General features: G+C 37.3%; 22 protein-coding genes. 11 read left to right on the top strand and 11 right to left on the bottom strand.

What is annotated here, in order from left to right; all coding sequences use genetic code 11:
• The first annotated feature begins 82 nt into the window (after positions 1 to 82).
• The 4 genes from FFS26_RS17260 to FFS26_RS17245 all read left to right on the top strand — a co-directional run bounded on the left by FFS26_RS17260 (position 83) and on the right by FFS26_RS17245 (position 2,914).
• Entirely contained in the window at positions 83 to 1,153 is a 1,071-nt protein-coding gene (locus FFS26_RS17260) for a DUF4407 domain-containing protein (protein ID WP_110011493.1), read from the top strand.
• A gap of 173 nt (positions 1,154 to 1,326) precedes the next feature.
• Positions 1,327 to 1,920: a phage tail protein gene (locus tag FFS26_RS17255; RefSeq protein WP_137905655.1), complete on the top strand. Its 594-nt coding sequence runs from the start codon at positions 1,327 to 1,329 to the stop codon at positions 1,918 to 1,920.
• A gap of 5 nt (positions 1,921 to 1,925) precedes the next feature.
• Positions 1,926 to 2,618 (top strand): T9SS type A sorting domain-containing protein, encoded by a 693-nt coding sequence (locus tag FFS26_RS17250; RefSeq protein ID WP_137905654.1) that lies wholly within the window; start codon positions 1,926 to 1,928, stop codon positions 2,616 to 2,618.
• A 98-nt stretch (positions 2,619 to 2,716) separates the two neighbouring features.
• Entirely contained in the window at positions 2,717 to 2,914 is a 198-nt protein-coding gene (locus tag FFS26_RS17245) for a KTSC domain-containing protein (protein WP_110011496.1), read from the top strand.
• A 53-nt stretch (positions 2,915 to 2,967) separates the two neighbouring features.
• Here the strand turns inward: FFS26_RS17245 and FFS26_RS17240 are convergent, their stop codons facing one another.
• From FFS26_RS17240 to FFS26_RS17205, 8 genes are all read right to left on the bottom strand, one after another.
• The gene (locus tag FFS26_RS17240; RefSeq protein ID WP_110011497.1) at positions 2,968 to 4,836 is read right to left on the bottom strand and encodes a GEVED domain-containing protein; all 1,869 of its coding nucleotides are present in this window, start codon (positions 4,834 to 4,836) and stop codon (positions 2,968 to 2,970) included.
• 349 nt (positions 4,837 to 5,185) lie between these two features.
• Positions 5,186 to 6,646: an IMP dehydrogenase gene (gene guaB, locus FFS26_RS17235; protein WP_137905653.1), complete on the bottom strand. Its 1,461-nt coding sequence runs from the start codon at positions 6,644 to 6,646 to the stop codon at positions 5,186 to 5,188.
• A 188-nt stretch (positions 6,647 to 6,834) separates the two neighbouring features.
• A complete protein-coding gene (locus FFS26_RS17230) occupies positions 6,835 to 7,539 on the bottom strand; it encodes a hypothetical protein (protein WP_137905652.1) in 705 nt (234 codons plus the stop codon).
• An 87-nt stretch (positions 7,540 to 7,626) separates the two neighbouring features.
• Positions 7,627 to 8,913, bottom strand: coding sequence for a DUF4252 domain-containing protein (locus tag FFS26_RS17225; protein WP_228449453.1), 1,287 nt, complete (start codon positions 8,911 to 8,913; stop codon positions 7,627 to 7,629).
• 16 nt (positions 8,914 to 8,929) lie between these two features.
• On the bottom strand, positions 8,930 to 9,619 hold the full coding sequence (locus tag FFS26_RS17220; RefSeq protein WP_137905651.1) for a hypothetical protein: 690 nt from the start codon (positions 9,617 to 9,619) through the stop codon (positions 8,930 to 8,932).
• Positions 9,594 to 10,103 carry an RNA polymerase sigma factor gene (locus tag FFS26_RS17215; RefSeq protein WP_137905650.1) on the bottom strand — a complete coding sequence of 170 codons (510 nt, stop codon included), beginning with the start codon at positions 10,101 to 10,103 and terminating at the stop codon, positions 9,594 to 9,596. The genes FFS26_RS17220 and FFS26_RS17215 overlap by 26 nt, the downstream gene beginning before the upstream one ends.
• Positions 10,104 to 10,202: 99 nt before the next feature.
• A complete protein-coding gene (locus FFS26_RS17210) occupies positions 10,203 to 11,363 on the bottom strand; it encodes a GlmU family protein (RefSeq protein ID WP_110011690.1) in 1,161 nt (386 codons plus the stop codon).
• A gap of 104 nt (positions 11,364 to 11,467) precedes the next feature.
• Entirely contained in the window at positions 11,468 to 11,719 is a 252-nt protein-coding gene (locus tag FFS26_RS17205; protein WP_062702555.1) for a type B 50S ribosomal protein L31, read from the bottom strand.
• 185 nt (positions 11,720 to 11,904) lie between these two features.
• On the opposite strand from FFS26_RS17205, the gene FFS26_RS17200 reads away from it, so the two are divergent.
• The 5 genes from FFS26_RS17200 (at position 11,905) to FFS26_RS17180 (ending at position 16,969) form a co-directional block, all read left to right on the top strand.
• Entirely contained in the window at positions 11,905 to 13,314 is a 1,410-nt protein-coding gene (locus FFS26_RS17200) for a hypothetical protein (RefSeq protein ID WP_110011691.1), read from the top strand.
• Positions 13,314 to 13,640 carry a nucleotide pyrophosphohydrolase gene (locus FFS26_RS17195; RefSeq protein ID WP_047385875.1) on the top strand — a complete coding sequence of 109 codons (327 nt, stop codon included), beginning with the start codon at positions 13,314 to 13,316 and terminating at the stop codon, positions 13,638 to 13,640. Before FFS26_RS17200 ends, FFS26_RS17195 begins: the two co-directional genes overlap by 1 nt.
• 68 nt (positions 13,641 to 13,708) lie before the next feature.
• Positions 13,709 to 14,929, top strand: coding sequence for a 3-phosphoshikimate 1-carboxyvinyltransferase (locus FFS26_RS17190; RefSeq protein ID WP_137905649.1), 1,221 nt, complete (start codon positions 13,709 to 13,711; stop codon positions 14,927 to 14,929).
• Positions 14,930 to 15,007: 78 nt separating this feature from the next.
• Positions 15,008 to 15,688: a hypothetical protein gene (locus tag FFS26_RS17185; RefSeq protein ID WP_228449452.1), complete on the top strand. Its 681-nt coding sequence runs from the start codon at positions 15,008 to 15,010 to the stop codon at positions 15,686 to 15,688.
• Between the two features lie 282 nt (positions 15,689 to 15,970).
• Positions 15,971 to 16,969, top strand: a complete 999-nt coding sequence (locus tag FFS26_RS17180; protein ID WP_110011694.1) for a phosphatidylinositol-specific phospholipase C — start codon at positions 15,971 to 15,973, stop codon at positions 16,967 to 16,969.
• 219 nt (positions 16,970 to 17,188) lie between these two features.
• Here the strand turns inward: FFS26_RS17180 and FFS26_RS17175 are convergent, their stop codons facing one another.
• From FFS26_RS17175 to FFS26_RS17165, 3 genes are all read right to left on the bottom strand, one after another.
• Positions 17,189 to 19,015: an alkaline phosphatase gene (locus tag FFS26_RS17175; protein ID WP_137905647.1), complete on the bottom strand. Its 1,827-nt coding sequence runs from the start codon at positions 19,013 to 19,015 to the stop codon at positions 17,189 to 17,191.
• A 112-nt stretch (positions 19,016 to 19,127) separates the two neighbouring features.
• Positions 19,128 to 20,636 carry a RagB/SusD family nutrient uptake outer membrane protein gene (locus FFS26_RS17170; RefSeq protein WP_110011696.1) on the bottom strand — a complete coding sequence of 503 codons (1,509 nt, stop codon included), beginning with the start codon at positions 20,634 to 20,636 and terminating at the stop codon, positions 19,128 to 19,130.
• Positions 20,637 to 20,661: 25 nt separating this feature from the next.
• On the bottom strand, positions 20,662 to 23,550 hold the full coding sequence (locus FFS26_RS17165; protein ID WP_137905646.1) for a SusC/RagA family TonB-linked outer membrane protein: 2,889 nt from the start codon (positions 23,548 to 23,550) through the stop codon (positions 20,662 to 20,664).
• A gap of 395 nt (positions 23,551 to 23,945) precedes the next feature.
• Here FFS26_RS17165 and FFS26_RS17160 point away from each other — a divergent pair, with 395 nt between their 5' ends.
• Both FFS26_RS17160 and FFS26_RS17155 read left to right on the top strand, forming a co-directional pair.
• Entirely contained in the window at positions 23,946 to 24,740 is a 795-nt protein-coding gene (locus FFS26_RS17160) for an SDR family oxidoreductase (protein WP_110011699.1), read from the top strand.
• 121 nt (positions 24,741 to 24,861) lie between these two features.
• Complete coding sequence (locus tag FFS26_RS17155; protein WP_110011700.1) at positions 24,862 to 26,466, top strand: autotransporter assembly complex protein TamA; 1,605 nt, start codon at positions 24,862 to 24,864, stop codon at positions 26,464 to 26,466.
• Positions 26,467 to 26,615: the final 149 nt, after the last annotated feature.

The following is a 26,615-nucleotide window of genomic DNA, read 5'->3' as shown; positions in this document are numbered from 1 at the left end:
AAACACAATTACTTGGTAAAACATAATACTATCTTTTACATTGGTATGGTTTTTAGTACTACCTTTGTATAAATTTTCAGTTATGAAAACAAACCAACAAACTATAAATCAAGGGACTCATACAATAAACTGGTTCCAAAAGTTTCTGATGGTATGTTCAGGCGGGAACATCCATATTTTAAGAAAAACTCCGAGTGAATGGAACAAGTTTTCCGGTATCGGGGGTATCGTACTTTTCACTGCAGTATTCGCCACTTTGTCTGCAGGCTATGCGATGTATACAGTATTCGACAATATCTGGGCGGCCGCGGGATTTGGAATCCTGTGGGGTCTGATGATCTTCAATCTTGACCGTTATATTGTTTCTTCCATCAAAAAAACAGGAACATGGTGGAATCAGATTCTGATGGCTATTCCGCGTCTCATCCTTGCTACGTTCCTGGGAATTATTATTTCCAAACCTTTAGAACTTAAAATTTTTGAAAAAGAAGTCAACAAACAGCTGAATACCATTATTCAAAGAAATAAAAAACAGCTTCAGGGTGAAATGAACGGGCGAATTCTTCAGCAGAGCGGTCCTTTTGAAACAGAAAAGCAGCAGATTTCAGGAAAAATCGCTCAGTATCAGCAGGCATATGATTCGGCTTCGGTAGAGCTTGAGAAAGAAATTCTGGGTAAGCAATCCGGACTTACCAGTGGAAAAGAAGGCTATGGTCCCAATGCAAAACGTAAACAGCAACTGAAGGAGCAACGCAGACTTGATCTGGAAAATTATCAGAAACAAGCGGCTCCAAGGCTGGAATATTTAGACAAAGAAATATCCAAAGTCTACACAAATCTGGAAACGGAAAGAAAATCTACAGAAACATTTGAAGATAAATTCAATGGTTTTGCAGCAAGGCTTCAGGCTTTGGACGAACTTGGTAAGAATTCTGCCATCATTGGGCTTGCAGCCACTTTTATCATGGGATTGTTTATCTGCCTTGAGATTTCTCCGGTTCTGGTAAAACTGATTTCTCATATAGGGCCCTATGATTATCTTTTAGAAAAAACAGAAAATGATTTCAGGCTGTATTCTAAAGAAAAAATTGAAAAAGGAAATGCATTGACTGATTTCAGAATCGATGATTTTAAAGATAATCTTAAACATTAAAATGATCATTTAATACATTATTCGCTGTTAAATATTAGAGAAAAAATCTATAATAAATCAATTTTCAATAAATAAAATCTAACCTTTTGTTATATAACGAAAGGTTTTTCTTTTAATCAAGCATTTTATGTAAAATATTTTCTAATTTTATACTACTTAAAATTCTTGCTATCATGAAAAACTTAATTTTTGCATGTACACTGCTGATATGCAGTGCATTTGTTCCCGCTCTAAAAGCACAGGCATCAGAACCATTTTTAGGGCAAATAGCCTTTGTTCCTTATAATTTTGCTCCAAAATACTGGGCAGAATGTAATGGGCAGCTTCTGCCCATCGCGCAAAATCAAGCACTTTTTTCACTGTTAGGAACCACTTATGGAGGAAACGGAGTTACCACATTTGCTTTACCTGATATGCGGGGAAGAGTACTTGTTCATAACGGACAGGCACCGGGCGGCCCTACAATGTACACCATGGGAGAAACCGGAGGAACTGAGAGTGTAACATTATTGGTAACACAAATGCCGGCTCATAATCATACCGTGAATGCTGTAACAACGGAAGGAAATCAAAATTCTCCAACCAATAATCTTCCGGCAGACACCAAAACACTTGACAAAGAATATTCCGATGCAGCGGCAAATACGACCATGAAAAACACAATGGTAGGAAGCACAGGAGGAAGCCAGCCTCATGAAAACAGACCTCCGTTTATTACGCTGAAATGTATCATTGCATTAGCAGGAGTTTATCCATCTCAAAACTAATCGTTATGAAAATTCTTTACTTATTATGTCTTGTTATAGGAAGCTCAGCTTTTACACAGACAATAACATTCAGTGGATGTCCCAATCTGTTTGATAGCCCACCTAATACGTATGTATTTAACAAAACAGGAGTAGATGCCTTTAGTAAGAACATCTACATGACCAGTCCTATTGATGGCGGACAGGATTGTAGTGGATTAGGTACCTGTGAATTTAAAATCCAATGGAACAATGCTCTTACAAGATGGGAATTTCTTGGTGATGAAGGAAACGGAACTTTTACAACTCCTTATCTGATTTATTATAACTCAACAGGTAATAATTCTGTTCCGATACCTCCCGGTAACAGTATCGGAACCTGGGTTGAAAATACAGCAATGACTAACGGGCAATGTGGAGGAAATCTTACTGCAGTAAACTCCACCATGACAGGTGATGTACAGACCACTACATTAGGAACTTCAGACCTTTCAAAAAATAAAATTCAGATCTTCCCTAATCCTGTGGTTGATTTTATTACTATTTCCGGTATTGACGATGGGCTAACCATCCAGATTTACAATATTGACGGACGTCTGGTAAAATCAGAAATGTTTGATTTCAAGATTGATGTTTCACAACTTGTTCCCGGAGGATATATATTAAAAATAAATACCCGGAATTTTCAGATACATCAATTTAAATTCATGAAAAAATAGAATGATATTCTGTTTCAAGAAATCAATTACTGAAGCTTTCGGAAATTTCGGAAGCTTTTTATTTTATGGCAAGGAATGTTTTTTGCATGAAATGAAGTATGCCTTCAAGTGTTGTCAATCATTTCATCTATTTTCCGGATACTGAAATATTAAAAATTATATATCAGTCGGGAGCAGTTTATGATTATCTTAAGGTACCTCCTGATATTGTTGAAAATTTTAGAAAAGCTAGATCTAAGGGGCAATTTCTTAATAAAGTTATTAAGCCAAGGTTTAAGTATAGGAAGATGGAATAAAAAATGTCCCCATTACAATGGAGACATTTATATATACCTGAACGAAGATCAGTTTATTTAATGATCAATTTAGAAGACTTACTGTCTTTTCCATTAGAAATCTGAATCATATAAACTCCTTTTTCTAATTGCTGGTCCACTTTATAAACACCGTTTCCTTCTTCAGTCACAGCTGGACTTGCCAACAATCTTCCTGACATATCAGAAATAGAAACCTTCAGATTTTTACCATTTTTAGCTTTAATGAAGATTTTATCTCCGGTTGCTACCGGGTTAGGATAAACTGTTAAATCACCATTATCTGCTTTCACTTCGCTTGTTCCCAGATTGGTAACAAATTTTACAGTATAATCTTCAACCTGCCCATACATTAATTGCCCACAAGGAGTCATATTAGGGTTCTCATCATCTACAAGCACTCTCATCCTTAATGGTGTATTCAACACTACTGAAGCAGGCGCTGTAATGGTAGTACTGTAAGTACCTATCAAAGTAACCGGATCTGCAGCAATATTATCAACAGAACCTACAAGTTCAGAAGCTTCAAAAGTACCATTATTATTGTAATCGATCCATATTCTTACATCATTATTTGAATCTGAAACATTCACCTGAAGATTGTGAGTTCCCGTTGCAGAAAGCTCAGTTGATGTTGCTCTTAAGCAGTTTGCACCTGTATAATCTTCATAGAAATTAGCAGCAGCCTGCCAATATCCTGTTGATGCATTATTAATATTTCCCAGTTTTACTAAAGTAGGGCCTACAAAATAGTTACTTGGTGTAGTGATACCTGTTGGGTTACATGCAGCAGCAATAGGAGTTCCAATTGCAGCTCCTGCAGAAGGAGCCGTTGCACCTAATGAAGTACTCAACCCTCCTTTCATCAAGAAAAAGTAAAGAGCTGCTCTGTCATGCTGTCCATTTGTAAATTTAAATGCTATCGGATTGGTATAGTTCATCATATTATACTGTACGCCCTGATAGTTTGTTCCTGTACAATAATTCATATCATTGTTGGTTGGCGCAGGATCGTTTAGCAAACTTCTTGATCTTTCTGTATCACAAACCTGATCATCGTCTTTGTTACAGTCATTATTAGTCATTGGTGGACAGTAGGTCGTAGAAGTAGTTCCTTGTGGCGGCTGAGCGTTAGCATTACCAAATGTATGAAGTAATCCCATACTATGTCCAAACTCGTGAGCCAGAGTAATATCATCCTGTAAAGTAACTACAAAAGATTTCATAAAGGATTCGTAGTTAGCATCGGCATTTTGAGGCAGCCCTGCCCATCCCATGATACCATATGTTCCACCTCCATCTACTTTATTCATGATATAGATATTAAAGTAAGACGCTTCCGGCCAGTGTGGCGCAATAGTCTTTACCTGATCCGTAGTAACCCCATTTGCTCCACTACGTTTTACCCCATAATCATCATATCCTGCAAGAGTTCCTCCGTTGTATCTAACAATTCCTGTAGTAGCATTACAATTAGGGTCTCTTTTAGCTAATACCAGTTTAATTGGCATCGTAGCAGCAGTACCAAAATCTGCCGGAACTCCCTGAGCCCATTGATAAGTTCCTGCATACATTTCATTACAATGATCCAGCCAGGCCTGAATTTGTGCATCACTCTTATTGTAAGCAGTACCAATAGCCGCACCCGTAGGTGCTATTACGTGTACAACTACAGGAATTTCATAAACTCCATTTACAATTTTGTACGCACTTCCATTTTTAGCAGTAGTATTTTGATTACTGCTAATAACTTTGTTACGGATATTACGAATCATTTCATCAATTTCCGCATTCTGTTTTTGGTGTACTCTCTGTTCATTATCAAAGTCACACCACTCTTTTTTTTGCTGTGCAGATACTGAAAGGGATAGTAACAATGCCCCACAAAGGATAGTTTTCTTCATTTTACTAATTTAAAAAATTAAACAATTTAAAAATTTACAGCCTTTACATTCTTACCCGTGATACTCACAACTAAAACAAGCAATAAATTTAAAATTTCATTACAGTTAGTAGAAAAAAACTAAATATTGTTACATTCAAATCATAAAATAAAATTAACGCGAAACCAAATACAATAAACTTTATTTATATTATAATTATAAAAAAACGGAAAAATAAAACCAAATCGATAATTTAATAAACAGACAATTTAAAATTAACACCCTGTCAACCAGACTATTAAAACAGAATCATACAATAAAAAAACCGCACAAATTGTGCGGTTTTTCATATTTAAATTCAATTATATTTTTATAAAGAATAATTTGGGGCTTCCTGTGTGATAATTACATCATGAGGGTGGGATTCTTTCAATCCGCTTCCTGTAATCATTACCAGCTTGGAATCTTTTTGAAGGGTTTCAATATCTTTTGCTCCACAGTATCCCATACCGGCTCTTAAACCTCCTGTCAGCTGGAAAATAACATCTTCCAGTTTTCCTTTATGTGGCACTCTTCCTTCAATTCCTTCCGGAACGAACTTTTTAGCTTCACTCTGGAAGTATCTTTCTTTACCACCTCTCTTCATTGCTGAAAGACTTCCCATTCCCTGGTAAGATTTGAATTTTCTTCCCTGGAAGATAATTTCTTCTCCCGGAGCCTCATCTGTTCCTGCTAAAAGAGAACCAAGCATTACTGCTCCTGCACCACTCGCAATAGCTTTAACGATATCTCCTGAAAGTTTGATTCCACCATCAGCGATTACCGTTACATTTTTTGACTTAGCATATTCGTAAACGTTATAAATAGCAGATAGCTGAGGAACACCTACTCCTGCAACTACTCTTGTTGTACAGATGGAACCCGGTCCTACTCCAACTTTAAGCACGTTGGCTCCTGCTTCAATAAGGTCTTTAGCAGCTTCTGCAGTTACGATATTTCCTCCTACAACATCAAGGTTCGGATATGCTTTTCTGATTTCTGAAATTTTATCTAAAACTCCTTTAGAATGACCATGTGCAGAATCAATGGCTACAATATCAACTCCAGCCTGTACTAAAGCCTCAATTCTCGCTAATGTATCTTCTCCTACACCTACTCCGGCTCCTACGATAAGACGTCCGTTTTGATCCTTATTAGCATTAGGATATTCCAACTGATTATCGATATCCTTGATCGTAATTAAACCTACAAGTTTGTTATCTTTATCTACGATAGGAAGTTTTTCAACTCTGTTTTTAAGAAGGATTTCTTTAGCTTTTTCAAGGTTGGTATCTTTATCTGAAGTGATCAGATTATCTTTGGTCATAATCTCTTCCACTTTCATATCAAGATTTTCCTGATATTTTACATCTCTGTTGGTAATAATTCCGATCAGAACATTATCAGCATCCACTACCGGAAGACCGGAAATCTTATATCTTGACATAAGATCTTTAGCTTCCCCTAAAGTATGATCTTTAGATAGCGTAATCGGATCAGATATCATTCCGTTTTCGGAACGTTTTACGCGGTTTACCTGAGCTGCCTGCTCAGCGATTGTCATGTTTTTGTGGATAAATCCTAACCCTCCGACTCTTGCTAAAGCAATGGCCAGATCAGCTTCAGTAACAGTGTCCATCGCAGCGGAAACTATCGGAACATTCAGCGTGATTTTGTCGGTAAGTCTTGATTTTAATGAAACCTGGTTAGGTAAAACTTCTGAATAAGAAGGGACTAGAAGAACGTCATCGAAAGTGATGGCTGTCTCTACAATTTTGTTATGAATAGACATCTTTACTTTCTTTGCAAAATTAGGTTATTTTGGTGAGATATGAAAATCCTTTTTGATAGTTTAAATAAAATTTAATAATCAATAACTTAAATCGAAAAACCGCCCTTTTGTAAGAACGGTTACGGTACAAAATAATTGAATAAGTTTGAAACTACTTTATTTATAGGTTAAATATGATCATGTAAGATCTATTTGATGAGACTTCCATTTTCATCAATATTCTCAATATGGGTCTGATTATTTTTATCGATGTATAATTTTAATCTTACTTTCCCTTTATTATCGCGGATAAATATGCCTACATCACCATTGGCTGTCTTGCCTGCAAAAAAGCGTTCACTTCCCAGTTTACCTTTTTCCTGTAGTTGTGCGAATGCTTTTTTTGAAGCTTCCGGATTATTCAGTTTCTTTATAGAATCAGCGGCTTTAATAATATCCTCCATCGGGAAATCATCAGGTCGATCCCAGAGTTTTAAACCATATACTCTTTTATTGTCTTTTCCTGAACCTTCAAAATACTGAAGCTGCATAATCTGATCTGTATTTCTCTGGTCTACAGAATAGACCATTCCGGATTCTTTCTCATTGCCGTCATACACAAGCCCTCCACATTCATCTCCCATAGAATTAAAGAAAATAAGACCTGCTTCTCTTTCACGGGGTTTCATTTCCTTATGATTCACCAATCCGGGATGCTGACGCTCCTTATTACTGATAACCATCTTTAAAGTTCCATCTTTCTCAACGATATTGATACGTTCTACATCTATTTCTTTGAAACGTTCGTTGGAAGACTGATTTTTAAAAGCAAGAAGGAAAAACATTACACATAGTACGGTAAGTACAGCGGCGTAGATTTTAAGGACCCGGACTTCTCTTATTAATTTCTCCATGCGGTAAAAGTTTTGGGGATTAGTTATCAGGATTATTGAACAGCAACGGAATTAATCATTTTGGGATGTTGATATCATTTTTAGTTTTTACTTGATTTGCCTTAGGCTTCCTCCTGAAATTTTATCTACTTTAGCATCCAGCTCAGGGTTTCCTTTCAATTTTACATCGGCTCCTGAAGAAACATTTACTTTCAGTTTGTCTGTAACCAATAAGGAAAGACTTGCTCCCGAAGTAGATTCAGCTACTGCCGTGGCAATTTTAAGGTCATCTGCTTTACACGAAGCGCCACTGCTCGTTTCTATCACAGCGGAAACAGCTTGACCGGATAATTTTACGCTTGCTCCGCTTGAGGTATCCAAAGCCAGTTTCTGTGTGGTAAGTTCAGCAGTCAAAACAGCTCCGGAACTCGCTGTAACAGCGGCAGCCTGTCTCGCATTGAAAGTTCCTTTAATAACGGAACCGGATTCTGCTTCAATCTCTATACTGTTTTCATTAACAGGATTCACTGCTGTAAAGATACTTCCTGATGAAGTCTTGATACTTTGAAGTGAAGGAGCAGAAACATTAACATTAAGATTTTTAAATCTCAGATTACGGACTCCTTTATTGTCTACGTATATTTTCAATACTCCGTCTTCCACCTTGGTGATAACATATTGAAGTTTATCTGCATCTGCAATTACTTTTACACTGCTGGTATTTTCCTGCTTGAAGGTAACATTTACTCCCACGCTGGCATCTATTTTTGAAAATTGGCCTACATTCCTGTTATCTCCATTCAGATAAGAAGAGGTATTGCCTGATGTAAGGTCATTTCTTACAGAACTCGTCACAGAAGATGTAGTTGTTTCACCAGAATTAATGATCTTATTAACATCCGACAGCTTCATCTTTCCATTGAGGATAAAAATGATATTCTCTTCCTTGGAATCCACATTAAAAACCAGATTCTCCAGGTAATTGTCTTTTTCCTCTTCAGCCAGAAATTTCATAGAAGTTCCGTCACTGCTCATGGACATCAGCTCATTGAAGTTGAGAGCGTTTAAAGCCTTGTTTATTCTCTCCGTTTTTTCTTCATTCATTTTTATGTTCGCAAGATTTTCATCTTTTAAACGATCCGGGAAAGTAATTTTAGGAATAATCAGAATTTTAAGTCCTTCTACATCGTTCAGTATAGGTTTTATCTTTCCGATATAGGCATCATTAACATCAATGGTATTCAATAGCTTGAACATCGGTTTTTTGATGTTGATAGAGGTTACTCTTCCTCTTTTTTCAAAATCCTGAAAAAGCTTGTCTAATTTCTCAGTCTGTGCAGAATAAGTTGCAAAGCTGCTCAGCATTATGGCTATTATAAAAAATATTTTTTTCATGAGATTGATCTGATTTTTAGTATTCGCTGTCAAGATTTTCATTTTTTTGAGAAGATGCTACTGTTTTTTTTAACTCACTTCCTAACTTCATAAAGGAGTATTTTGCAACATCTATGGCTTCTTTTTCACTGCTGATTCTTTTTCCGTTTACAATGACATAAGAATCATTGTATGCTGTTGCAGAATCATTTAAATTTTTACCCGGGAAGGAAGAATTATCAACATATCTGGGTTTTCTTTCTTTTTTAAGCCTTCCTCTTTTTGGCAGAATATCATCCATTACATCTTTTTCTGCCACCTGGTTATCCTGAAAGACAGAATCTTTTTTCACTCCGGAAATAGAATCGGTATGATTCACCGCTACTTGTTCCTGGTGATCACTGTTCTCTTCCATAAACCCGGACTTTTGTTTTAAGATTTCATCTTTTACCAGTTTTTCTCTGTCCTGCACATCTGCTGTGCCGGAATTATTATCATTAAGAAATAAGCCGATTCCGAAGACCAGCATCACACTGGCGGCCATCCAGAACCATTTGGGAAAAGAGGGTTTCTTTTTTTCTTCCAATGGAATAATAGGTACAGCATCCTGTTCAGGTTCCGTACTTTCTGCAGTCTGAAGAAAATCCTCAAAGCTCCAGTCCATTTTTTCTTCCTTGATCTCCCGGAAGACTTCGTCGTATTTATCTTGTAATTGATCTTTTTTCATAGCTCATCAGTTGTGAGATTTGTTCTTTTACCTTTTGTCTCGCACGCATCAGGTTTACCCTTACTGCATTTTCCTCCATTTCCAGCATTTCAGAAATTTCGGAAACATCATATTCTTCTACATCTTTCAAGTGGATGACCATCTTCTGTTTTTCAGGGAGCTGATTGATAAATCCTACAATATGTTCCTTAAGGTTATCAACTTCCATACTGTAAAGCTCCGAGCGGTGAAGCTGCATATCCGCAAAGCCGATTTTTACGTCGTGATGCTTCAATCTGTTCAGGCATTCGTTCCGGACCGACTTCAGCGCATAGGATTTAAAGTTCCCGAATTGCTCAAGCTCATCCCTCTTCTGCCAAAACTTCATCATGAGATCCTGTACTACATCTTCCGCTTCATCACTGCTCATGACAAACCGCTTCGCAAAACGATACATCTCGTCTTTGAGAATAAACACCCTATTCTTGAAAGTTTCTTGGGTCATGAGTTTTGTTTCTTATAGGTAAGACAATTGCAGTTACTTATCTATTACATCAAAAATAAAAAAACTTCAAAAAAATTTGAAGTTTTTATTATAATAGAATTAATACGTGTCAAAAATATGTTTCAGAATCGCTTTATCTTCTTGTGTTAAAGCAACTTTTCTCCTTGCCATGGCTCTTTCTGCTACCTCATATACTTTATCAAGTTTGAATCTTTCATCACCTTTCAATCCGCCCCATGAAAAGTTTTCTACAAGATTAGGCGGAAAACCTGGTTTGAAGATATTCGAAGCTACTCCAATTACCGTTCCTGTATTCAATTGGGTATTGATGGCTGTTTTGGAATGATCTCCCATAATAAGACCTGCAAACTGCAATCCAGTATCTTCGAATGCTTTTGTTCTGTAATTCCAGAATTTTACATTTCCATAGTTATTTTTCATGTTGGAAGAATTGGTATCCGCTCCGAAATTACACCATTCGCCAATCACAGAGTTTCCTACAAAACCTTCATGCCCTTTACTGGAGTATCCGAATATAATGATATTATTTACTTCCCCACCTACTTTACAGTGAGGACCGATTGTGGTAGCTCCATAAATTTTAGCCCCAAGATTAAATTTGGAATCATCGCAAAGAGCGATTGGCCCGCGAAGATGACAGCCTTCCATAACCTCAGTATTTTTACCGATATAAATCTTCCCTGTTTTTGTATTGATGGTAGAGAATTCAACATAAGCTCCTTCTTCAATAAACAGATCTTTTTTATCACCTAAGAAACCATTGGTTGAAGACAATTCCTGTGAGGTTTTTCCTTTGGTAAGAAGCTCAAAGTCAAAATCAATCGCATGATGATTATAGGTAAACAGATCTTTTGGCCTTTTAAAGAAAACAAGATCTTCCTTAATATCCGTCATTTTCTCAATCTGGTTCAGAGAAAAACCTTTCATATTGATTTTTGCGGCGATTAATTCGTCTTCATACACCAGTGCTTCCCCTTGCTTAAGGTCTTTAATCTGTTGAATCACGGTTTCTGTTGGCAGGAAATTCGGAACAAGAAAAAGGCTTTCTTTTTCTTCCGGGCTTTTAAATTTATCCTGAAGGTATATTTCTGTGAAATAAGTTACCTCAGTGTTTTCAAGTATTTTCTGCCATCTTTCAGAAAATGTAAGGATTCCGCATCGCATCGCAGCAACCGGGCGTGTAAAAGTAAGCGGAAGAAAATCTTCCCAGTATTGTGCGTCTGAAAATACCAACTGCATCATTCAGTTTTTAAGTTTAAGGTTTAAAATTCAAGATCAACAAATTTACAATAAAAAAAGTCTCCCAAAAATTGGAAGACTTTAATATTTTTAATGCACAAAAATTACTTAGCGAATTTTTTATACTTGTTCATGAACTTATCAACTCTACCTGCAGTGTCAACTAGTTTTACTTTACCAGTGTAGAAAGGGTGAGAAGTTGAAGAGATTTCCATTTTGATTAGAGGATACTCTTGTCCTTCGTACTCGATAGTGTCTTTTGTTTCTGCAGTAGACTTGCAAAGAAACATCTCGTCGTTACTCATATCTTTGAAAACAACAAGTCTATAATTTTCTGGGTGGATTCCGTTTTTCATAATACTATTTTTAAAAAAATTAAAGTTTGCTTTCGAAATAGTAATGGATATTTCTCTGCTAAATTTTAGGTTGCAAAAATACAACATTTTTTTAAAATTCCAAATACTGAATTCAATATTTTTTTATTAATAAGAAATTCAAAGTATTTTCGTTAAATTTGGAACTTACTTAAACTTTAATTTCAATGAAATTCAAATTATTACTGGCTTTTTCCTTCTGGATGTTACTTGTAGCAGTATCATGTAATAAAGATGACATAACGTTTGACAGCCCTACGCAGGAGCTTCGTTTCTCAAGAGATACGGTATTTTGTGATACGGTATACCATCAGGTACGTTCAGAAACTTATGTTGTGAAAGTATATAATAATGAAGATAAGGACATTATGATCCCGAGAGTGAACCTTGAAAAAGGAGCCGCTTCATTATATAGAATCAATGTAGATGGAAAACCGGGATATGATTTTAAGAATGTTCCTTTAAGAAAGAAAGACAGTCTTTATATTTTTGTTGAAATTGCCCCGGAAGCTACAGGACCAGAGGCCATAGCAGAAGACAAAGTTCTTTTTACCGGTCCAACAGGACAACAGCATGTAACTTTATTTTCTGTCGTTCAGGATGCAGAATTTTTTATTCAGACTCCCGGCAATCCGAATGTAATTACCAGTTCCACAACGTGGAATAATGATAAAGCAAAGATCATCTACGGAAATCTTACCATTAATCCTAATATAACATTGGATATCAATCCCGGAACGAAAGTATACTTCCACAAAAACAGCGGAATGAAAGTTTCTTCGGGAGCGGTCTTAAATATTAACGGTACTCAGGCGGATCAGGTTATTCTTCGCGGAGACAGAAATGATCCTTATTATGATACGATTCCTAAAAACTGGAATTCTATTAAAATGGAGGCCAATTCTACCCTTAAGATGAACCATGCAAGACTTTTCGGAGGTACGAGAGGACTGGATATGAAGCAAACCAATGCTACCATTACCAATTCCTTCATCCATACTTTCTTTGAATACGGAATTTATGCCGTGGGTTCTACCGTGAATGCCAATAATCTTGTCATGAACAATTGCGGTTTATCATGTATCGGTATTTTCCTTGGTGGAAAACATAGCTATACTCACGCTACGATTGCCAATTACTCCAGAAAGATGAGTTCTTTTGACAGAGCAGGAATTTTTGCAGCCAATGAATGGAAAAATGATGCCGGGCAATCACAGCAGGGCGCTTTGCAGCTTCTTGACATCAAAAACAGTATTGTGTATTCTGACCGGGATGATGCGGTTCATTTCGAACAAACCCCAGGCCAGCAGTTTGAATTCTTACTTCAAAATTCATTGATCAAATATACCAGTGCAACGGGATCCGGTTTCACTTTTGACAATAATCCGAATGTGATACAAACGGTCAAGAATGCAGAACCACAGTTTGTCAATTATTTTATGGCTAAAATGAATTTAAGGGTAAAACCTGGTTCTCCGGCTCTTGGAAAAGGAAATACGGCTGTTGCAGCAACGGTACCTTTTGATATTGTGAATGTTTCCAGAACCACCAACCCAACTCTAGGAGCTTATCAATAATGGAAATTACACAGTTACAGCAGCAGGTAGATGAATGGATCAAAACCATCGGTGTAAGGTATTTTAATGAGCTTACCAATATGGCCATGCTGACAGAAGAAGTGGGTGAAGTAGCAAGGATCATTGCCAGAAGATACGGTGAGCAAAGCGAAAAAGAAAGTGATAAGACTAAAGATCTTGGGGAAGAACTGGCAGATGTACTTTTTGTTACGCTATGTCTGGCCAACCAAACCGGAGTCAATCTACAGGATGCTTTCGACAGAAAAATGAAAATAAAAACTGACCGTGATAAAGACCGGCATCAGAACAACGAAAAATTGAAATAATATAAATGATGAGTTATAAATAATACATCAATTTGTAACTCATTATTTTTTTAGAAATGTAGATCATAATGAAGCTAGAAAAATCAAAATTATCGGGAGATAAAACAGTACAGATCAGCGGTTCGAAGAGTATTTCGAATCGTTTATTGATTCTGGAAAGTCTTTTTAACAATATAAAAATCGGGAATTTATCCAATTCCCAGGATACTCAGCTGCTGAAAAAAGCATTATCTGAGAATACCGAAGTGGTAGATATTCATCATGCGGGAACAGCAATGCGTTTTCTCACTTCTTATTATTCTATTCAGGAAGGAAAGACAACTGTTCTTACAGGTTCCGGAAGAATGAAAGAAAGACCTATCAAAAATCTGGTAAGTGCTTTGAGAGATCTTGGAGTGGAAATTGAATATATGGAGAATGAAGGTTTTCCCCCTTTAAAAATTACAGGAAGAAAGATTACTGAGACATCAGTCAATGTTCCATCCAATATTTCAAGCCAGTTTATCACTTCACTGCTACTTATAGCAGGAAAACTTGAGAATGGATTGGTGATTAATCTTGTGGGTGACGTTACTTCAAGATCTTATATTGAAATGACGCTTGATATCCTGACCAGATTTGGTATTCAAAGCAGTTTTGAAGGAAATACCATCAAAGTAGAACCTTTCACTCCTGACAATTCCGCATTAGTACATTATGAAGTGGAAAGCGACTGGAGCTCGGCCTCCTACTTCTACTCTATCTGTGCATTAGGAAGAGAAAAGATTCATCTAAAAAGTTTTTACAAAGAATCCACACAGGGAGATTCTGCAATTGCCAACATCTACGAAAAGTTCTTCGGAATCAAAACTACTTTTTCTGAAGATGAGCATCAACTAACGCTTGAACCTCAGCCTGATTTTTCTTTCCCGGAAAAAATTATGCTGGATATGAACGACTGTCCGGACATTGCACAAACTCTTTGTGTAACAGCCGCCGCTTTAAAAATTCCTTTTGAGATTTCCGGACTGGGGACCTTAAGAGTAAAGGAAACCGACAGGCTTCTGGCTTTATACAATGAGCTTAAAAAGCTGGGTACCGAAACAGAGATCACAGATTTGACGATTAAATCAATCAGTTTTGGAGAGCCACAAAGCCATATTTCTATTAAGACCTATCAGGATCACAGAATGGCCATGAGTTTTGCACCATTTTGTCTGATCGGCGAGCTCAATATTGAAGATGAAGATGTAGTAGAAAAGTCTTATCCAATGTTCTGGAAAGATCTTGAAAGTATACTGACTCATTAATTTAACAATATAAAAATGTGGTAATTTGAAAAATGATTTTTATTTCGGATTACCACATTTTTAATAATACTGATAATCATGAAATCTGTCATTCACTTTTTGATATTCTTATCTGTGACGAGCTTATCTGCTCAGAAGCTGAAAAATTTTTCGGTTCCGAAGGGTTATACTCAGATTGCAGAAGCCAGAGGTGATCTTGACAAAGATGGAAAAGATGAAACGGTCCTTGTATTTAATACGAATATAAAAGCATCATACGAGCAGAACCCGGAAGGTACAAGTGACTATAAAAGGGTTTTCTATATTCTGAAAAAGGAAAACAGTGGTCTGAAAGTATGGAAAGAAAATTCTGATATCATTTTTTCAAGCGGATTCGGATTTTATCCTTCCGATAATACTCTTACAATCAATATAAAAAATAACTGTCTTGTTATCGAACAGCTGTTTTTTACCAATTCAAGGCATTCGCAACAATATAAACATACGTTCAGATTTCAGAACGGAGATTTTTATCTGATAGGTTTGTACGATCATTTTGAAGATACCTGTGATTTCAGTTTTACGAATGAAATCAATTTTTCTACAGGCCAAGTAATTGTTGACAGAGAATATTCCTCCTGTGAGGATCATACCAAACTACCCGAAAACTCACATAAAGAATTTACTCATAAATTCCCGGCTCTTATTAAAATGAATGATTTCTTTATCGGAGACCACAAGTTCAAAATTCCCGGGTTGAAGGAGGATTTTGCGTTTTAAGAGAGTTCTATAGTTCTATTTAAAGAAAGCAAAAGGCGACAATGTCGCTGATGAAGCTTAATTGTTATGCATCCGCTTAGAAAGAGTCAATTTATTGATTTCATCTTTGCTTCCTCTCTATATCCGGAACCAAAATAAGCTTTGCGTTAATAAAAATCGTCGTTTTTCTTCTTTCTTCCAGCTCCCTTACTTTATACCAACTTAATTATCTCTTAAAGTTAAATTAACTCCTAGTGCTTTGATATATTCTTATTTTTAAGCTACCTTAAAAATAAAAAAACTATGTTCAAACAAAGCATGAAACGTATGACAGCCATCACTCTTGGAGTGGTTACTGCATCCATCTTTTTTTCCTGTTCAAACGACAGTATCATGGAAAGGGATTCCAACGAAAACAATGTCGCTTCTTTAACAAAAACAGTCGGCAGATCTTCATTACTGCCTGTTTCTCTGAATAGCTGGATGGCCGGTCTTCAGGATAATATTTCTATTTCAAAAATATCAATTCCAGGTACTCATGATTCCGGAGCACGTATAGATGCCCCTGTTGTATCAGGTACGGCTAAAACCCAGGACCTCAGCATTGCAGAACAGCTGAATGCCGGTGTACGTTTTCTGGATATCCGCTGCAGACATATTGACAATGCTTTCACCATTCATCATGGTGCAATTTATCAGAATATGAATTTTGATGATGTACTGAATGCCTGTTATACATTCCTTCAGAACAATCCTTCAGAAACCATTATCATGTCTGTTAAAGAAGAATATGATGCTTCCAACACCACCAGAACTTTTGAACAGACTTTTGATTCTTATGTACAGAAAAATCCTTCTAAATGGGATCTTGGAGCAAACATTCCTACGCTGGGCGCTGTAAGAGGAAAGATCAAATTACTAAGAAGATTCTCTTCAGGAACAACTAAGGGAATCAACGCTTCACCCTGGGCTGATAATACAACTTTTGATATCAATAACTCAGGCGTACAGCTGAAAGTTCAGGATTATTACAAGGTAACCAACAATGATGATAAGTGGAATGCAATCTCCAGCCTGCTTAACGAAGCTAAAACTGATACGAATGGCAAACTTTTCTTGAATTTCACCAGCGGTTATAAACCAGGAATCTTCGGGATCCCAAGCATTCCTACCGTATCCAATAATATCAATCCAAGACTTAAAACATTCTTCCAGACCAATACTCAGGGTACATTCGGAATAATGCCGATTGACTTTGTGAATGCCGAACTTTCTCAATTGATCGTTAACACCAATTTCTAAATTATTATTTGTTAGATTTATTCAAAGGCTGTCTCTTTGTTGAGACAGCCTTTTTGTTCTGCTTTTATCTCTCGCAGATTTTGCAGATAACGCCGATTATCCACAAACATCTGCTTAATCTGTGAAATCCACGGGAGCTTTAAATTAATTTATAAAAAAAACTGTTTTAAAAACGAAATAGTCTCTCTTTGTAAAAGTAAAAAAAGTGTAAACCAAAAGCTATTTCTGAATTCCGTAAGCAGCCAGTATTTTGTTGAAGATCTCAGTGTTTTCGAACAACCCTGTGAACTCTTTTGAATTGGGTCCGTACGCAAAAACACTTGACGGAATAGAGGTATGATCATTCGTACTGAAATTCCCGAATACCCAACCCTCTTTCAGACTGCCATCCAAAAGTGTCAAACCTCCGGTTTCATGGTCTCCCACTACAATCACTAAGGTTTCTTTATTTTCGTCAGCAAATTTCATAGCTTTCCCTACCACATGGTCGAAATCCAGTAATTCTGTCACCAGCTGTTCTATATTATTGCTATGCCCTCCTCCATCAGTCTGTGACGCTTCAATCATCATAAAGAACCCTTTTTTATTGTTCTTTAAATCATTTAAAGTAAGCTCAAAGGCATCTGCAAGCCAGTTTCCTCTTCCATTGCTGATTCTTTGTGAGGCCAGAGGATCAATAACCAGCGTACGGTTATTGATTTTCGTTACTGATTTCAAATCCTGATAGAGATCGATTCCGGCATCTTTAAATTTCTGTATATTTTCCTGAGACAATCCACTTGTAGGGCCACCAATCAGGATTTTCGTTTTTGAAGCTGCAAAATCTTTCAGAATAGGTTCCGAACTGTTTCTGTTATCCGAATGGGCGTAGAAATCAGCAGGCGTTGCATCTGTAACATCTCCGGTGGAAATCAGGCCTGAAACCATTCCTTTTTCAGAAATGATATCAGGGATCTGTGCCAGTGCTTTTCCCATGTTGTCAACTCCGACAAAAGTGTTTTTGGTTTTCACTCCTGTTGCGAACGCTGTAGAACCCGGTGCTGAATCTGTAATATAGGCATTGGATGAATTGGTCTTGGAAAGCCCTGTGGATTTCATATTGAAAACATTCAGTTTCCCTTTATTAGCTGTAAAGGCAGCATAATATTGTGGTAAAGAAGTTCCGTCCGGAATAAGAAGGATGACATTCTTTACTTTTTTCTCCACACCATCTGACTGATACGTTGGAGTATAAGTGGCATATTCCTTTGTATTCTTATAAAAATTTTTCGGAATCGTGTTCATGAATTTTTTAAGATCCGGAATATGATCTGTATTGATATAATCTACGCCTAAATCCATCAGATTTACCCATGCATTCGGAAAATCCGGAGCTCCGTAAAAACGAACCGGCTTTTGCTGAGCATGGGCTTTGTCTACAGCAGTTTTAATTTTTGCGGTTTCTTCATCCCTTGGAATTCCTTTCCCATTCCATTTTACCAATCCCGGAAGATCTGCACTGAACATTCCGATTCTTTTCAACTGATCTGCAGAATAATTTTGGTCAATATCTCCGTCAAAGTAAAGATAGTTGGGATAGTTCTTAAAATCTGCAGGCTGAGGTCTTCCTCCGGTAATGACAATTTTAATTCCGGAATTTCCGGTAATCTCCGGATATTTTTCCAGCGTACTCACCAAAGCTGCCAGTGAAGTTTTATAATCCTGTTTTATATCAATCAGCAATTGAAGTTTCTTACCTGCATCAGGGTAAATATTCCCTTTGTTCAGTTTAATCTGTTTAGAAATATTATCGAGATAAAGGTTTTCCAATGTTCTGTCTGCGGAAAGTTCCTTTTCGGTATGCGCTACCCAAAGTTTTCCTTTTACCAGAAAAACATCTGCCTCAATGGAACCGAAGTTAGCATAATAAGCCTGCCAGAAAGGGATGTCCTGCATATAATCATTATGTGAATGTGCATTCCCTACATTATAATTTAGATAATTCTGTGCCTGATTTTCAGAAAAAACAGCAAGGGCTAATACAGCCCATATTTTTGATAGTTTCATTCGTTTAACGTTATTATTTTACAGACCAGATGGAAAGGCCTGCCTTTGAAAAAACTATATCATCACAGAAAGTTCTGCAATGATATAGCGGCTTGTAGATAAAGATTAAATTTTACCAGCCTTCATTTTGTTTAATGATCCCATGACTGTTTACGATTTCAGCCTGTGGAACTGCCCAAACATTATGTACAGCCGGATTAAAGTTTCTTGCGGCCCAGACTACCTGTCCGTTGATACCATGCAGAGGTTTAGCATAAGCAGCCTGTGCATCTCCCCAACGTACAAGGTCTCTGTGTCTGTCTGCCCATTCACCCGCCAGCTCGCAACGTCTTTCATGTTTAAGGTCAGCCATTGTACATCCGTTTTTAGCAGATAAACCTGCACGTGCTCTGATCATATTGATCTCCTGATCAGCAGATTTTCCCTGCATCAGTAAAGCTTCTGCTTTAATCAGGATCACCTCAGCGTAACGCATGATCGGAACGGCAAGGTCTGTACACGGATAATCTCCGTTGGCACTCACGTGACCACTTTTCAGCTCATACTTGAAGGCATCCATATATTTATTAAACTGGTATCCGGTAAGGGAGTTCGTAGAAGCGTATATTCTTTCTTTTCCGTTGAAGGTAAATTTATCTCCAATTTTCAGAATGGTAGCACTTCTTCTAAGGTCTCCCGTTTCGTATTCATCAAATAACTCTTTTGTTGGCTGAAAATATCCCCATCCGTTATATTCTCCCCATCCTTTGTTTTCAAGCATTACTCCCGGAAGAATACTTCCCCAGGCAGTAAACTTTGTAGTTCCCGGAACAGACCAGATGTATTCTGAGCTGTAGTTATTTTCAGCTTTAAAAACATCTGCAAAATTACCTAATAAGGCTCTGTTTCCTTTGGTCATTACTTCATTAGCCCAGAATTCTGCATTCTTCCAGTCTTTCATAAACAGATATACTTTTGCTAACAATGCCCAGGCAGCGGCTTTATGAGGTCTTCCATAATCCTTTGCAGGAAGTTCTGCCTGTGCAGGTAATAATTCAGCAGCTCTTTTCAGGTCATTGACAATGTACGTGTAATTTTCCATTACGTTGGCCGCTCTTGGAATCGGGTTGGGATCCGGATCTTTTGAACGGTCGATGATAGGAACACCTGCTTTTTCATTTCCATAAGAATAGGCAAGTTCAAAATACATTCTGCTGCTCATGAACAGAGCTTCTCCCAGATATTTATTTTTTGTTGCCTGGGAGGTTTGAATATTATCAACGTTACGGATCACACGGTTCGCAACTCCAATCACATTATATCTTTTGTTCCATTGGGTTTCAAGATCACCTGCCGCGATATAATTGCTGCTGAAGTTTTTGGCGTTATCCGCCTCACTTTTTGCTCTTCCGGTTACCATATCATCACTGGCATTGATAAACCAGAACAAACCTCTGCCGTAAAATTCACCATCGAATAAAGGCTTGTACATCGCGTTTGCCCCGGTAATAAGATCGTTTTCTGTTTTCCAGAAGCTGGCTTCGGTAGGTGTTCCTTCAGGTTGAACATCCAGTTCGCCTGTACATGACAAAAGCATTACGGATATTCCTGATACTAACAATATTTTATTGAAAAATTTCATTTTTTTACTTTTTGTTGGTTAAAAATTATAATCCGATCTCTACTCCGAAGATGAATGAGCGTGCCTGAGGATATCTTCCGGTATCTACTCCGTAAGAGTTCATTCCTACTTCAGGATCAAATCCTGTATATTTCGTTATGGTAAACAGGTTGTTGGTGGTTACATACACTCTCACTTTGTTTACATCCAGTTTATGGTACAATTCTTTTGGTAATGAATACCCGATGGTAAGGTTTTTCAGCCTTAAGTAAGATCCGTCTTCCACGTAGAAATCTGATACTTTGGAATAATTGCCGCTTGGGTCACCGTGTACCAGTCTTGGGATATCGGTATTCGTATTCTGAGGTGTCCATGCATTCAGGATATCTCTGTCCATATTATAGTTTTGTCCCGTTCCACCCGGATTCAACGAAATAAACTTCATTCCGTTGAAAATTTTGTTTCCGTAAACGCCCTGGAAGAATAAATTCAGATCAAAGTTTTTCCAGGTCATATTGTATGAAAAGCCATAGGAGAACTTAGGGTATGGACTTCCAAGATTAACAAAATCATTATTATTAAGCACTCCGGTATTTCCTTCCTTTTTCAGGAATTTGATATCTCCCGGCTTGGCATTGGGCTGGATAAGATTTCCGTTGGCATCTTTATAATTGTTGATTTCTTCCTGAGTCTGGAAAATCCCTCCGGTCTTATAACCATAAAAGGAATACAGGGGATCGCCTACTTTCACGCGGGTTGGCTTCAATACACCTCTTACTCCGTTATCATTGATGAAGATCTCATCCACATTGGCAAGCTGCTTCACCGTATTTTTTAGTTGACTCATCGTAGCTCCTATTGAGAACGTGAAATCGCCGGAAACTACTTTGTTATAATTGATTCCCAATTCGTATCCTTTATCCTGGAATAATCCCGCATTCACATACTGATTATTGTACGTTGCCGTACTTGGCAAGCTTACGTTGAAGATCTGATCTTTGGAATTTTTCACGAAATAATCGAACTGTAAAGAAAGGCTGTTGTGAAGGAATGAAGCATCTACGCCGAAGTTGGTCTGCTCAGATTTACCCCATTTCAGGTCCGGATTCGGACGTGTGGTTGCATAATATGCAATATTCTGAGAAGGATCCTGTCCGAAAATCACATTATTATCTCTCGTCATCAAAGGATTCACTGCCTGAGGTGAAATTCCTCCAAGATTACCCAAAATACCATAACTTCCTCTCAGTTTCAGACTTGAAAGCCATGAGATATCTTTCATAAAGTTTTCTTTCGAAACCACCCAGGCACCGGAAACGGCATAGTAATTAGCAAATCTGTTCTGTTTTGCTACGAGCGAAGAACCATCACGTCTTCCCAATAAGCTTACAATATACTTTCCTGCATAGTCGTAGTTTACTCTCGCCAGATAAGAAACCAAAGATTGTTTGAATCTGTAACTGGAAACATCTTTATTGGTATCCGCAGCGTTCTGAAGGTGCTGGAAAACCTCAGCTTCACTTCTGAAATCATATGATTTTGCCACAAAACCCTCATCAATTGTTTTCTGGAAAGTAAAACCTCCAAGGAAATCGAAATTATGCTGTCCTGCTGAGATCTTATACGTTAACAATTGTTCTGCAAGCGCTGTTGAAGAATTATTGGATTGGTATTCCAGATTATTGGTATCAAAAATTTTCCCAATCTCAAGGACTCTGTACGTAAAGTTTTTTACATCCCCCAGCTTAAAAGTCTGTGAGAAATTGGAACGGAATTTTAAATCTTTTGCCAGTGTAATTTCAGCATAAGGATTAATTAAAATCTCGTGGGTAGGATTTCTGATGCTGATTCTTTTAAGATACGCAACAGGGTTGATCATATCTCCATAACCACCCGCCACATCAATCGGCAGTCCGGAAAAAGCACCGCTGGGTGTATATACCGGAACATTGGGCGGATAGTACATAGCCGCCACCAAAGCTCCTGTATATCCACTTTTGGTATCAGCTGTATTGCCGTCAGAGTAATTATAGTACATATTTTCTCCGATCGTGAGCCAGTCTTTTACTTTATGTTCAGAATTGACTCTGAAATTGTATCGTTTTGCCTGAGTATTCAGTAAAATCCCCTCAAGGTTTCTGTGGTTCATGCCCACAAAATATCTGGATTTCTCACTTCCTCCGCTAAGATTAATATTGTATTCCTGAATAGTTCCTGTTCTGAAAATTTCTTTCATCCAGTCTGTTCTGGTAATTCTTCCGTCCGGATATTGATTAGGATTAAAAGCAGTTGGCAGACTTCCCAGTTTCCCCGCATTTTCATAGGCTTTGTACATCACATCCTGAAATTCTGCCGCATTCAGGGATTCTTTCAGCCTCCATGCCTGGTTTAAACCGTACTTAACATCAAAATCTACTGTTAGATTTCCTTTCTTCCCTTTTTTAGTGGTAATAAGAATAACCCCTCCGGAAGATCTTGCTCCATAAATGGCCGCAGAGGCATCTTTAAGTACAGAAATATCTTGAATATCATTCGGATTGATAGAGGGTGTTCCGTTGAAAACCACTCCATCCACCACATACAAAGGTGTTTCTCCATTGATTCCTCCCAGACCACGAATATTGACCTTCGGTGCTCCGTTAGGATCTCCACCTTCGTTCACTACAGTTACTCCGGGAGCTTTCCCCTGAAGAACTTCTCCTACTCCGGATAAAGATCTGGAGGTTAGCTTATCCAGCGAAGCCTCCGAAACGGCTCCGGAAACTTTACTTTTTTTCTGTGTTCCGTAGCCGACAACAACAATCTCGTCGATGGATTTTTCTTTTAAGCTGTCTTTTTTTTGAGCGAGGAACACCGGTGAAGCCGATATTGCACCAATAAGTAATACCCTTCCCGTTAAATACGTTACGGATACAGGGATTTTAAATACATTCATGATCTCCTTTTTGATTAGGTGCAAAATTAGATCAGTCTGCTTCCATGCCTCATTAAGGTTTTCTTATGTTTTTATTAAGAAATTTTAGATTTTTTCAGGCACCATCTACCACAAAATAAAACTAAACGACTGTTTTTCAGAAATATATGTAATTAAAAATAATCATTCCTCCGATGATAAATAATGAATTAATATTAAGTTTGTCTTAAATTTATTATCAAACCGGGACAATAAATGAAGACTCATTAAAAATTATTTCAGAAATAATAAATAACTGAGTTCATTTTTCTTTTTTTACATTTGCTGAAAATAGATTTTACTTTTGAACACAGACTATTAAAAACGTCTCACTGGTATCAGAAGAAAATAAAAACATTAAAAATCATACGAATTCAATGACCATCATTATAACAGGAACCTCATCAGGAATCGGGTTTGCATTGGCAGAATATTTTGGTAAAAAAGGACATAAAGTATACGGATTAAGCAGAAAATATACAGAAAGCCAATACTTCAAATCTATCCCAACTGATGTGACAGAAAATACTGCAGTTCAAAATGCTGTAGCTGAGGTTTTAAAAACAGAAAGCAAAATTGATGTTCTGATCAACAATGCCGGAATGGGAATGGTAGGTGCAGTGGAAGATTCTACGAAAGAAGATATTCTGAAGCTTTTCAGCCTGAATCTTGCCGGACCTGTGCAGATGATGAGTGCCGTACTCCCGAATATGCGTACGCACAAATTTGGAAAAATCATCAATGTTTCCAGTATCGGAAGTGAAATGGGTCTGCCTTTCCGTGGATTTTATTCGGCTTCCAAATCCGCATTGGATAAAGTAACTGAAGCGATGAGATATGAAGTTTACCCATGGAATATTGATGTATGCTCTCTGCATCTGGGAGATATTAAAACCAATATTGCAGACAACAGAGTCATTGCACAGGTTTCCCAGCCTTATAAAAATGTTTTTGACAAAGTATATGCGCTGATGAATTCTCACGTGAATGACGGAACAGAGCCTTTGGAAGTGGCAGAATACATTGAAAAACTTTTAGCAAAAAATAAATGGAAAGCGCATTATTATTTTGGTAAATTCGGACAGAAAATCGGGGTTCCTTTAAAATGGATTCTTCCGCAGGGAACTTATGAGAATTTGATGAAGAAGTATAATAAACTGGATAAAAATTAGTTGATTGATAAGGCGCATTGTCATTCTGAACACAGACTGAAAGTCTGCAAATGTAGTTCAGAAATGCAGTGAAGAATCTTTTGTATTTATAGAGATTCCTTTTCATATTCAGAAGAATAAATTGAAATTACTTTTAAAAATATTTTTTGTACTGTTCTGCGTTTTTACACAAGCGCAGAAGAAGCAGTATTGGCTGATTGATACGGAGACCAAGGTCAGGAAAAAAGTAAAAGATTCTACTTCCGCTGTAAAATTTCTGGATTCATTAGCCCAGAGTAATTATTTCTTTACCCAGCTGAAAGACGTAAAAATAAAAGGTGACAGCACGGAAATTTTCTACGATAAAGGAAAGAATTTCAACGAAACGTATGTCAACCTTACAGATTCTCTTGTTCAGAAATTAAAAATCCAGAAAGATTTTTTCACTAAAAATTTAGACTCCACCAAGAAAAGTATCAACAAGACTTATATTGATGAAGGGTATTCTTTCAGCAGAATCAAATCTAAATACAAAGGCCAGAAAAACGGTTATCCGATCGTAGAACTTGACATCAACAAGAATGATAAAAGAACAATCAACGGGTTCGTGGTAAAAGGATACGAAAAAGTTCCCAAAAGATTCATCAAAAACCTGGAAAAGGAGTTTAAAGATAAAAACTATGATGATAAAAACCTTTTAGCCATCAACAAAACCTTTCAGAGTCATCCTTTTCTGACCCTTGAACGGCAGCCTCAGACTTTATTTACAAAAGATTCCACCAGTATTTACCTGTTTCTGGAAAAGAAAAAGACAAATACTTTTGATGGGGTAATCGGCTTCGGGAATGATAAAACTTCCAAGTTTACCTTAAACGGGACAATGAATGTCAATTTCAGGAATATGTTCAATGGTTTTGAAACCGTGAATTTATACTGGCAGAGAAACCCTGATAAAGGACAGACTTTCGATCTTAGGGTAGATATTCCGTACCTTTTCAAATCGAATGTCGGGATGGATACAAAAGTAAATATCTACCGTCAGGATTCTACGTTTGCCAATGTAAAATTCCTGCCTGCCTTTTATTACCACATCAACAACCGGAATAAAATAGGTCTAAGGGCAACTTTGGAAACCTCTACTATTATTGACACCTTATACGTTCAGGGAAAAGACTACAACAAAAAAGGGATCGGGATATGGTATGAAATGACTGAGCCTACAGATATTGACCTTTTCCTTTATAAAACAAGGATCAATGCCGGATATGATTTCTTAACAACCACTTATTCAAAAGATAATATTAAAGCCAATCAAAACCAGTTTTATTTCTTTGGAGAACATAATTATCATATTTCAGGAAATCACTTCCTGAACATCAAAGCGGAAGGTGCGATGATGGATTCTAAAATAGAATTCTCTGCCAATGAATTATACCGTTTTGGCGGCTGGAACTCCATGCGGGGTTTCAATGAAAACTCGCTCGCCGCCGACTTCTATTATTACGGAAGTTTGGAATACAGATATCTGATTGGTAACCAGGCTTTTTTTGATGTCTTTGGCCAATATGGTCAGCTCAACAATAAATCTTTAAATGTAAAACCCAAGCTCTACAGTGTCGGGCTCGGTTTCAATTTCTTCATTCCTATCGGTTTGATGAGCTTCCAGCTGTCTAATGGTAATGAGTTCGGAAATCCTTTTAAATTTAATGATATTAAAATCCACTGGGGAATTCTGAGCAGGTTTTAGAAATAGAAAGGAAGAGGGAAGCTGGAGGCTGGAGGCTGGATGTTATCAAAGTCACAGTTTTACTATTCTATTATTATTAGAAAGTTTTTATTCAGAATTTATTACTGTGAGCTTCAAGAAGTTGACAACACCACAATAACTTCCAGCCT

The organism is Chryseobacterium sp. 2VB, from assembly GCF_005503635.1.
Lineage (GTDB): Bacteria > Bacteroidota > Bacteroidia > Flavobacteriales > Weeksellaceae > Chryseobacterium > Chryseobacterium cupriresistens.
This window is presented reverse-complemented; position numbering and strand designations above follow the sequence as displayed.

Coding starts and splice junctions, on each gene's coding strand:
- FFS26_RS17260 (WP_110011493.1), top strand. CDS start 83: ATGAAAACAAACCAACAAACTATAAATCAAGGGACTCATACAATAAAC.
- FFS26_RS17255 (WP_137905655.1), top strand. CDS start 1,327: ATGAAAAACTTAATTTTTGCATGTACACTGCTGATATGCAGTGCATTT.
- FFS26_RS17250 (WP_137905654.1), top strand. CDS start 1,926: ATGAAAATTCTTTACTTATTATGTCTTGTTATAGGAAGCTCAGCTTTT.
- FFS26_RS17245 (WP_110011496.1), top strand. CDS start 2,717: ATGCCTTCAAGTGTTGTCAATCATTTCATCTATTTTCCGGATACTGAA.
- FFS26_RS17240 (WP_110011497.1), bottom strand. CDS start 4,836: ATGAAGAAAACTATCCTTTGTGGGGCATTGTTACTATCCCTTTCAGTA.
- guaB (WP_137905653.1), bottom strand. CDS start 6,646: ATGTCTATTCATAACAAAATTGTAGAGACAGCCATCACTTTCGATGAC.
- FFS26_RS17230 (WP_137905652.1), bottom strand. CDS start 7,539: ATGGAGAAATTAATAAGAGAAGTCCGGGTCCTTAAAATCTACGCCGCT.
- FFS26_RS17225 (WP_228449453.1), bottom strand. CDS start 8,913: ATGAAAAAAATATTTTTTATAATAGCCATAATGCTGAGCAGCTTTGCA.
- FFS26_RS17220 (WP_137905651.1), bottom strand. CDS start 9,619: ATGAAAAAAGATCAATTACAAGATAAATACGACGAAGTCTTCCGGGAG.
- FFS26_RS17215 (WP_137905650.1), bottom strand. CDS start 10,103: ATGACCCAAGAAACTTTCAAGAATAGGGTGTTTATTCTCAAAGACGAG.
- FFS26_RS17210 (WP_110011690.1), bottom strand. CDS start 11,363: ATGCAGTTGGTATTTTCAGACGCACAATACTGGGAAGATTTTCTTCCG.
- FFS26_RS17205 (WP_062702555.1), bottom strand. CDS start 11,719: ATGAAAAACGGAATCCACCCAGAAAATTATAGACTTGTTGTTTTCAAA.
- FFS26_RS17200 (WP_110011691.1), top strand. CDS start 11,905: ATGAAATTCAAATTATTACTGGCTTTTTCCTTCTGGATGTTACTTGTA.
- FFS26_RS17195 (WP_047385875.1), top strand. CDS start 13,314: ATGGAAATTACACAGTTACAGCAGCAGGTAGATGAATGGATCAAAACC.
- FFS26_RS17190 (WP_137905649.1), top strand. CDS start 13,709: ATGAAGCTAGAAAAATCAAAATTATCGGGAGATAAAACAGTACAGATC.
- FFS26_RS17185 (WP_228449452.1), top strand. CDS start 15,008: ATGAAATCTGTCATTCACTTTTTGATATTCTTATCTGTGACGAGCTTA.
- FFS26_RS17180 (WP_110011694.1), top strand. CDS start 15,971: ATGTTCAAACAAAGCATGAAACGTATGACAGCCATCACTCTTGGAGTG.
- FFS26_RS17175 (WP_137905647.1), bottom strand. CDS start 19,015: ATGAAACTATCAAAAATATGGGCTGTATTAGCCCTTGCTGTTTTTTCT.
- FFS26_RS17170 (WP_110011696.1), bottom strand. CDS start 20,636: ATGAAATTTTTCAATAAAATATTGTTAGTATCAGGAATATCCGTAATG.
- FFS26_RS17165 (WP_137905646.1), bottom strand. CDS start 23,550: ATGAATGTATTTAAAATCCCTGTATCCGTAACGTATTTAACGGGAAGG.
- FFS26_RS17160 (WP_110011699.1), top strand. CDS start 23,946: ATGACCATCATTATAACAGGAACCTCATCAGGAATCGGGTTTGCATTG.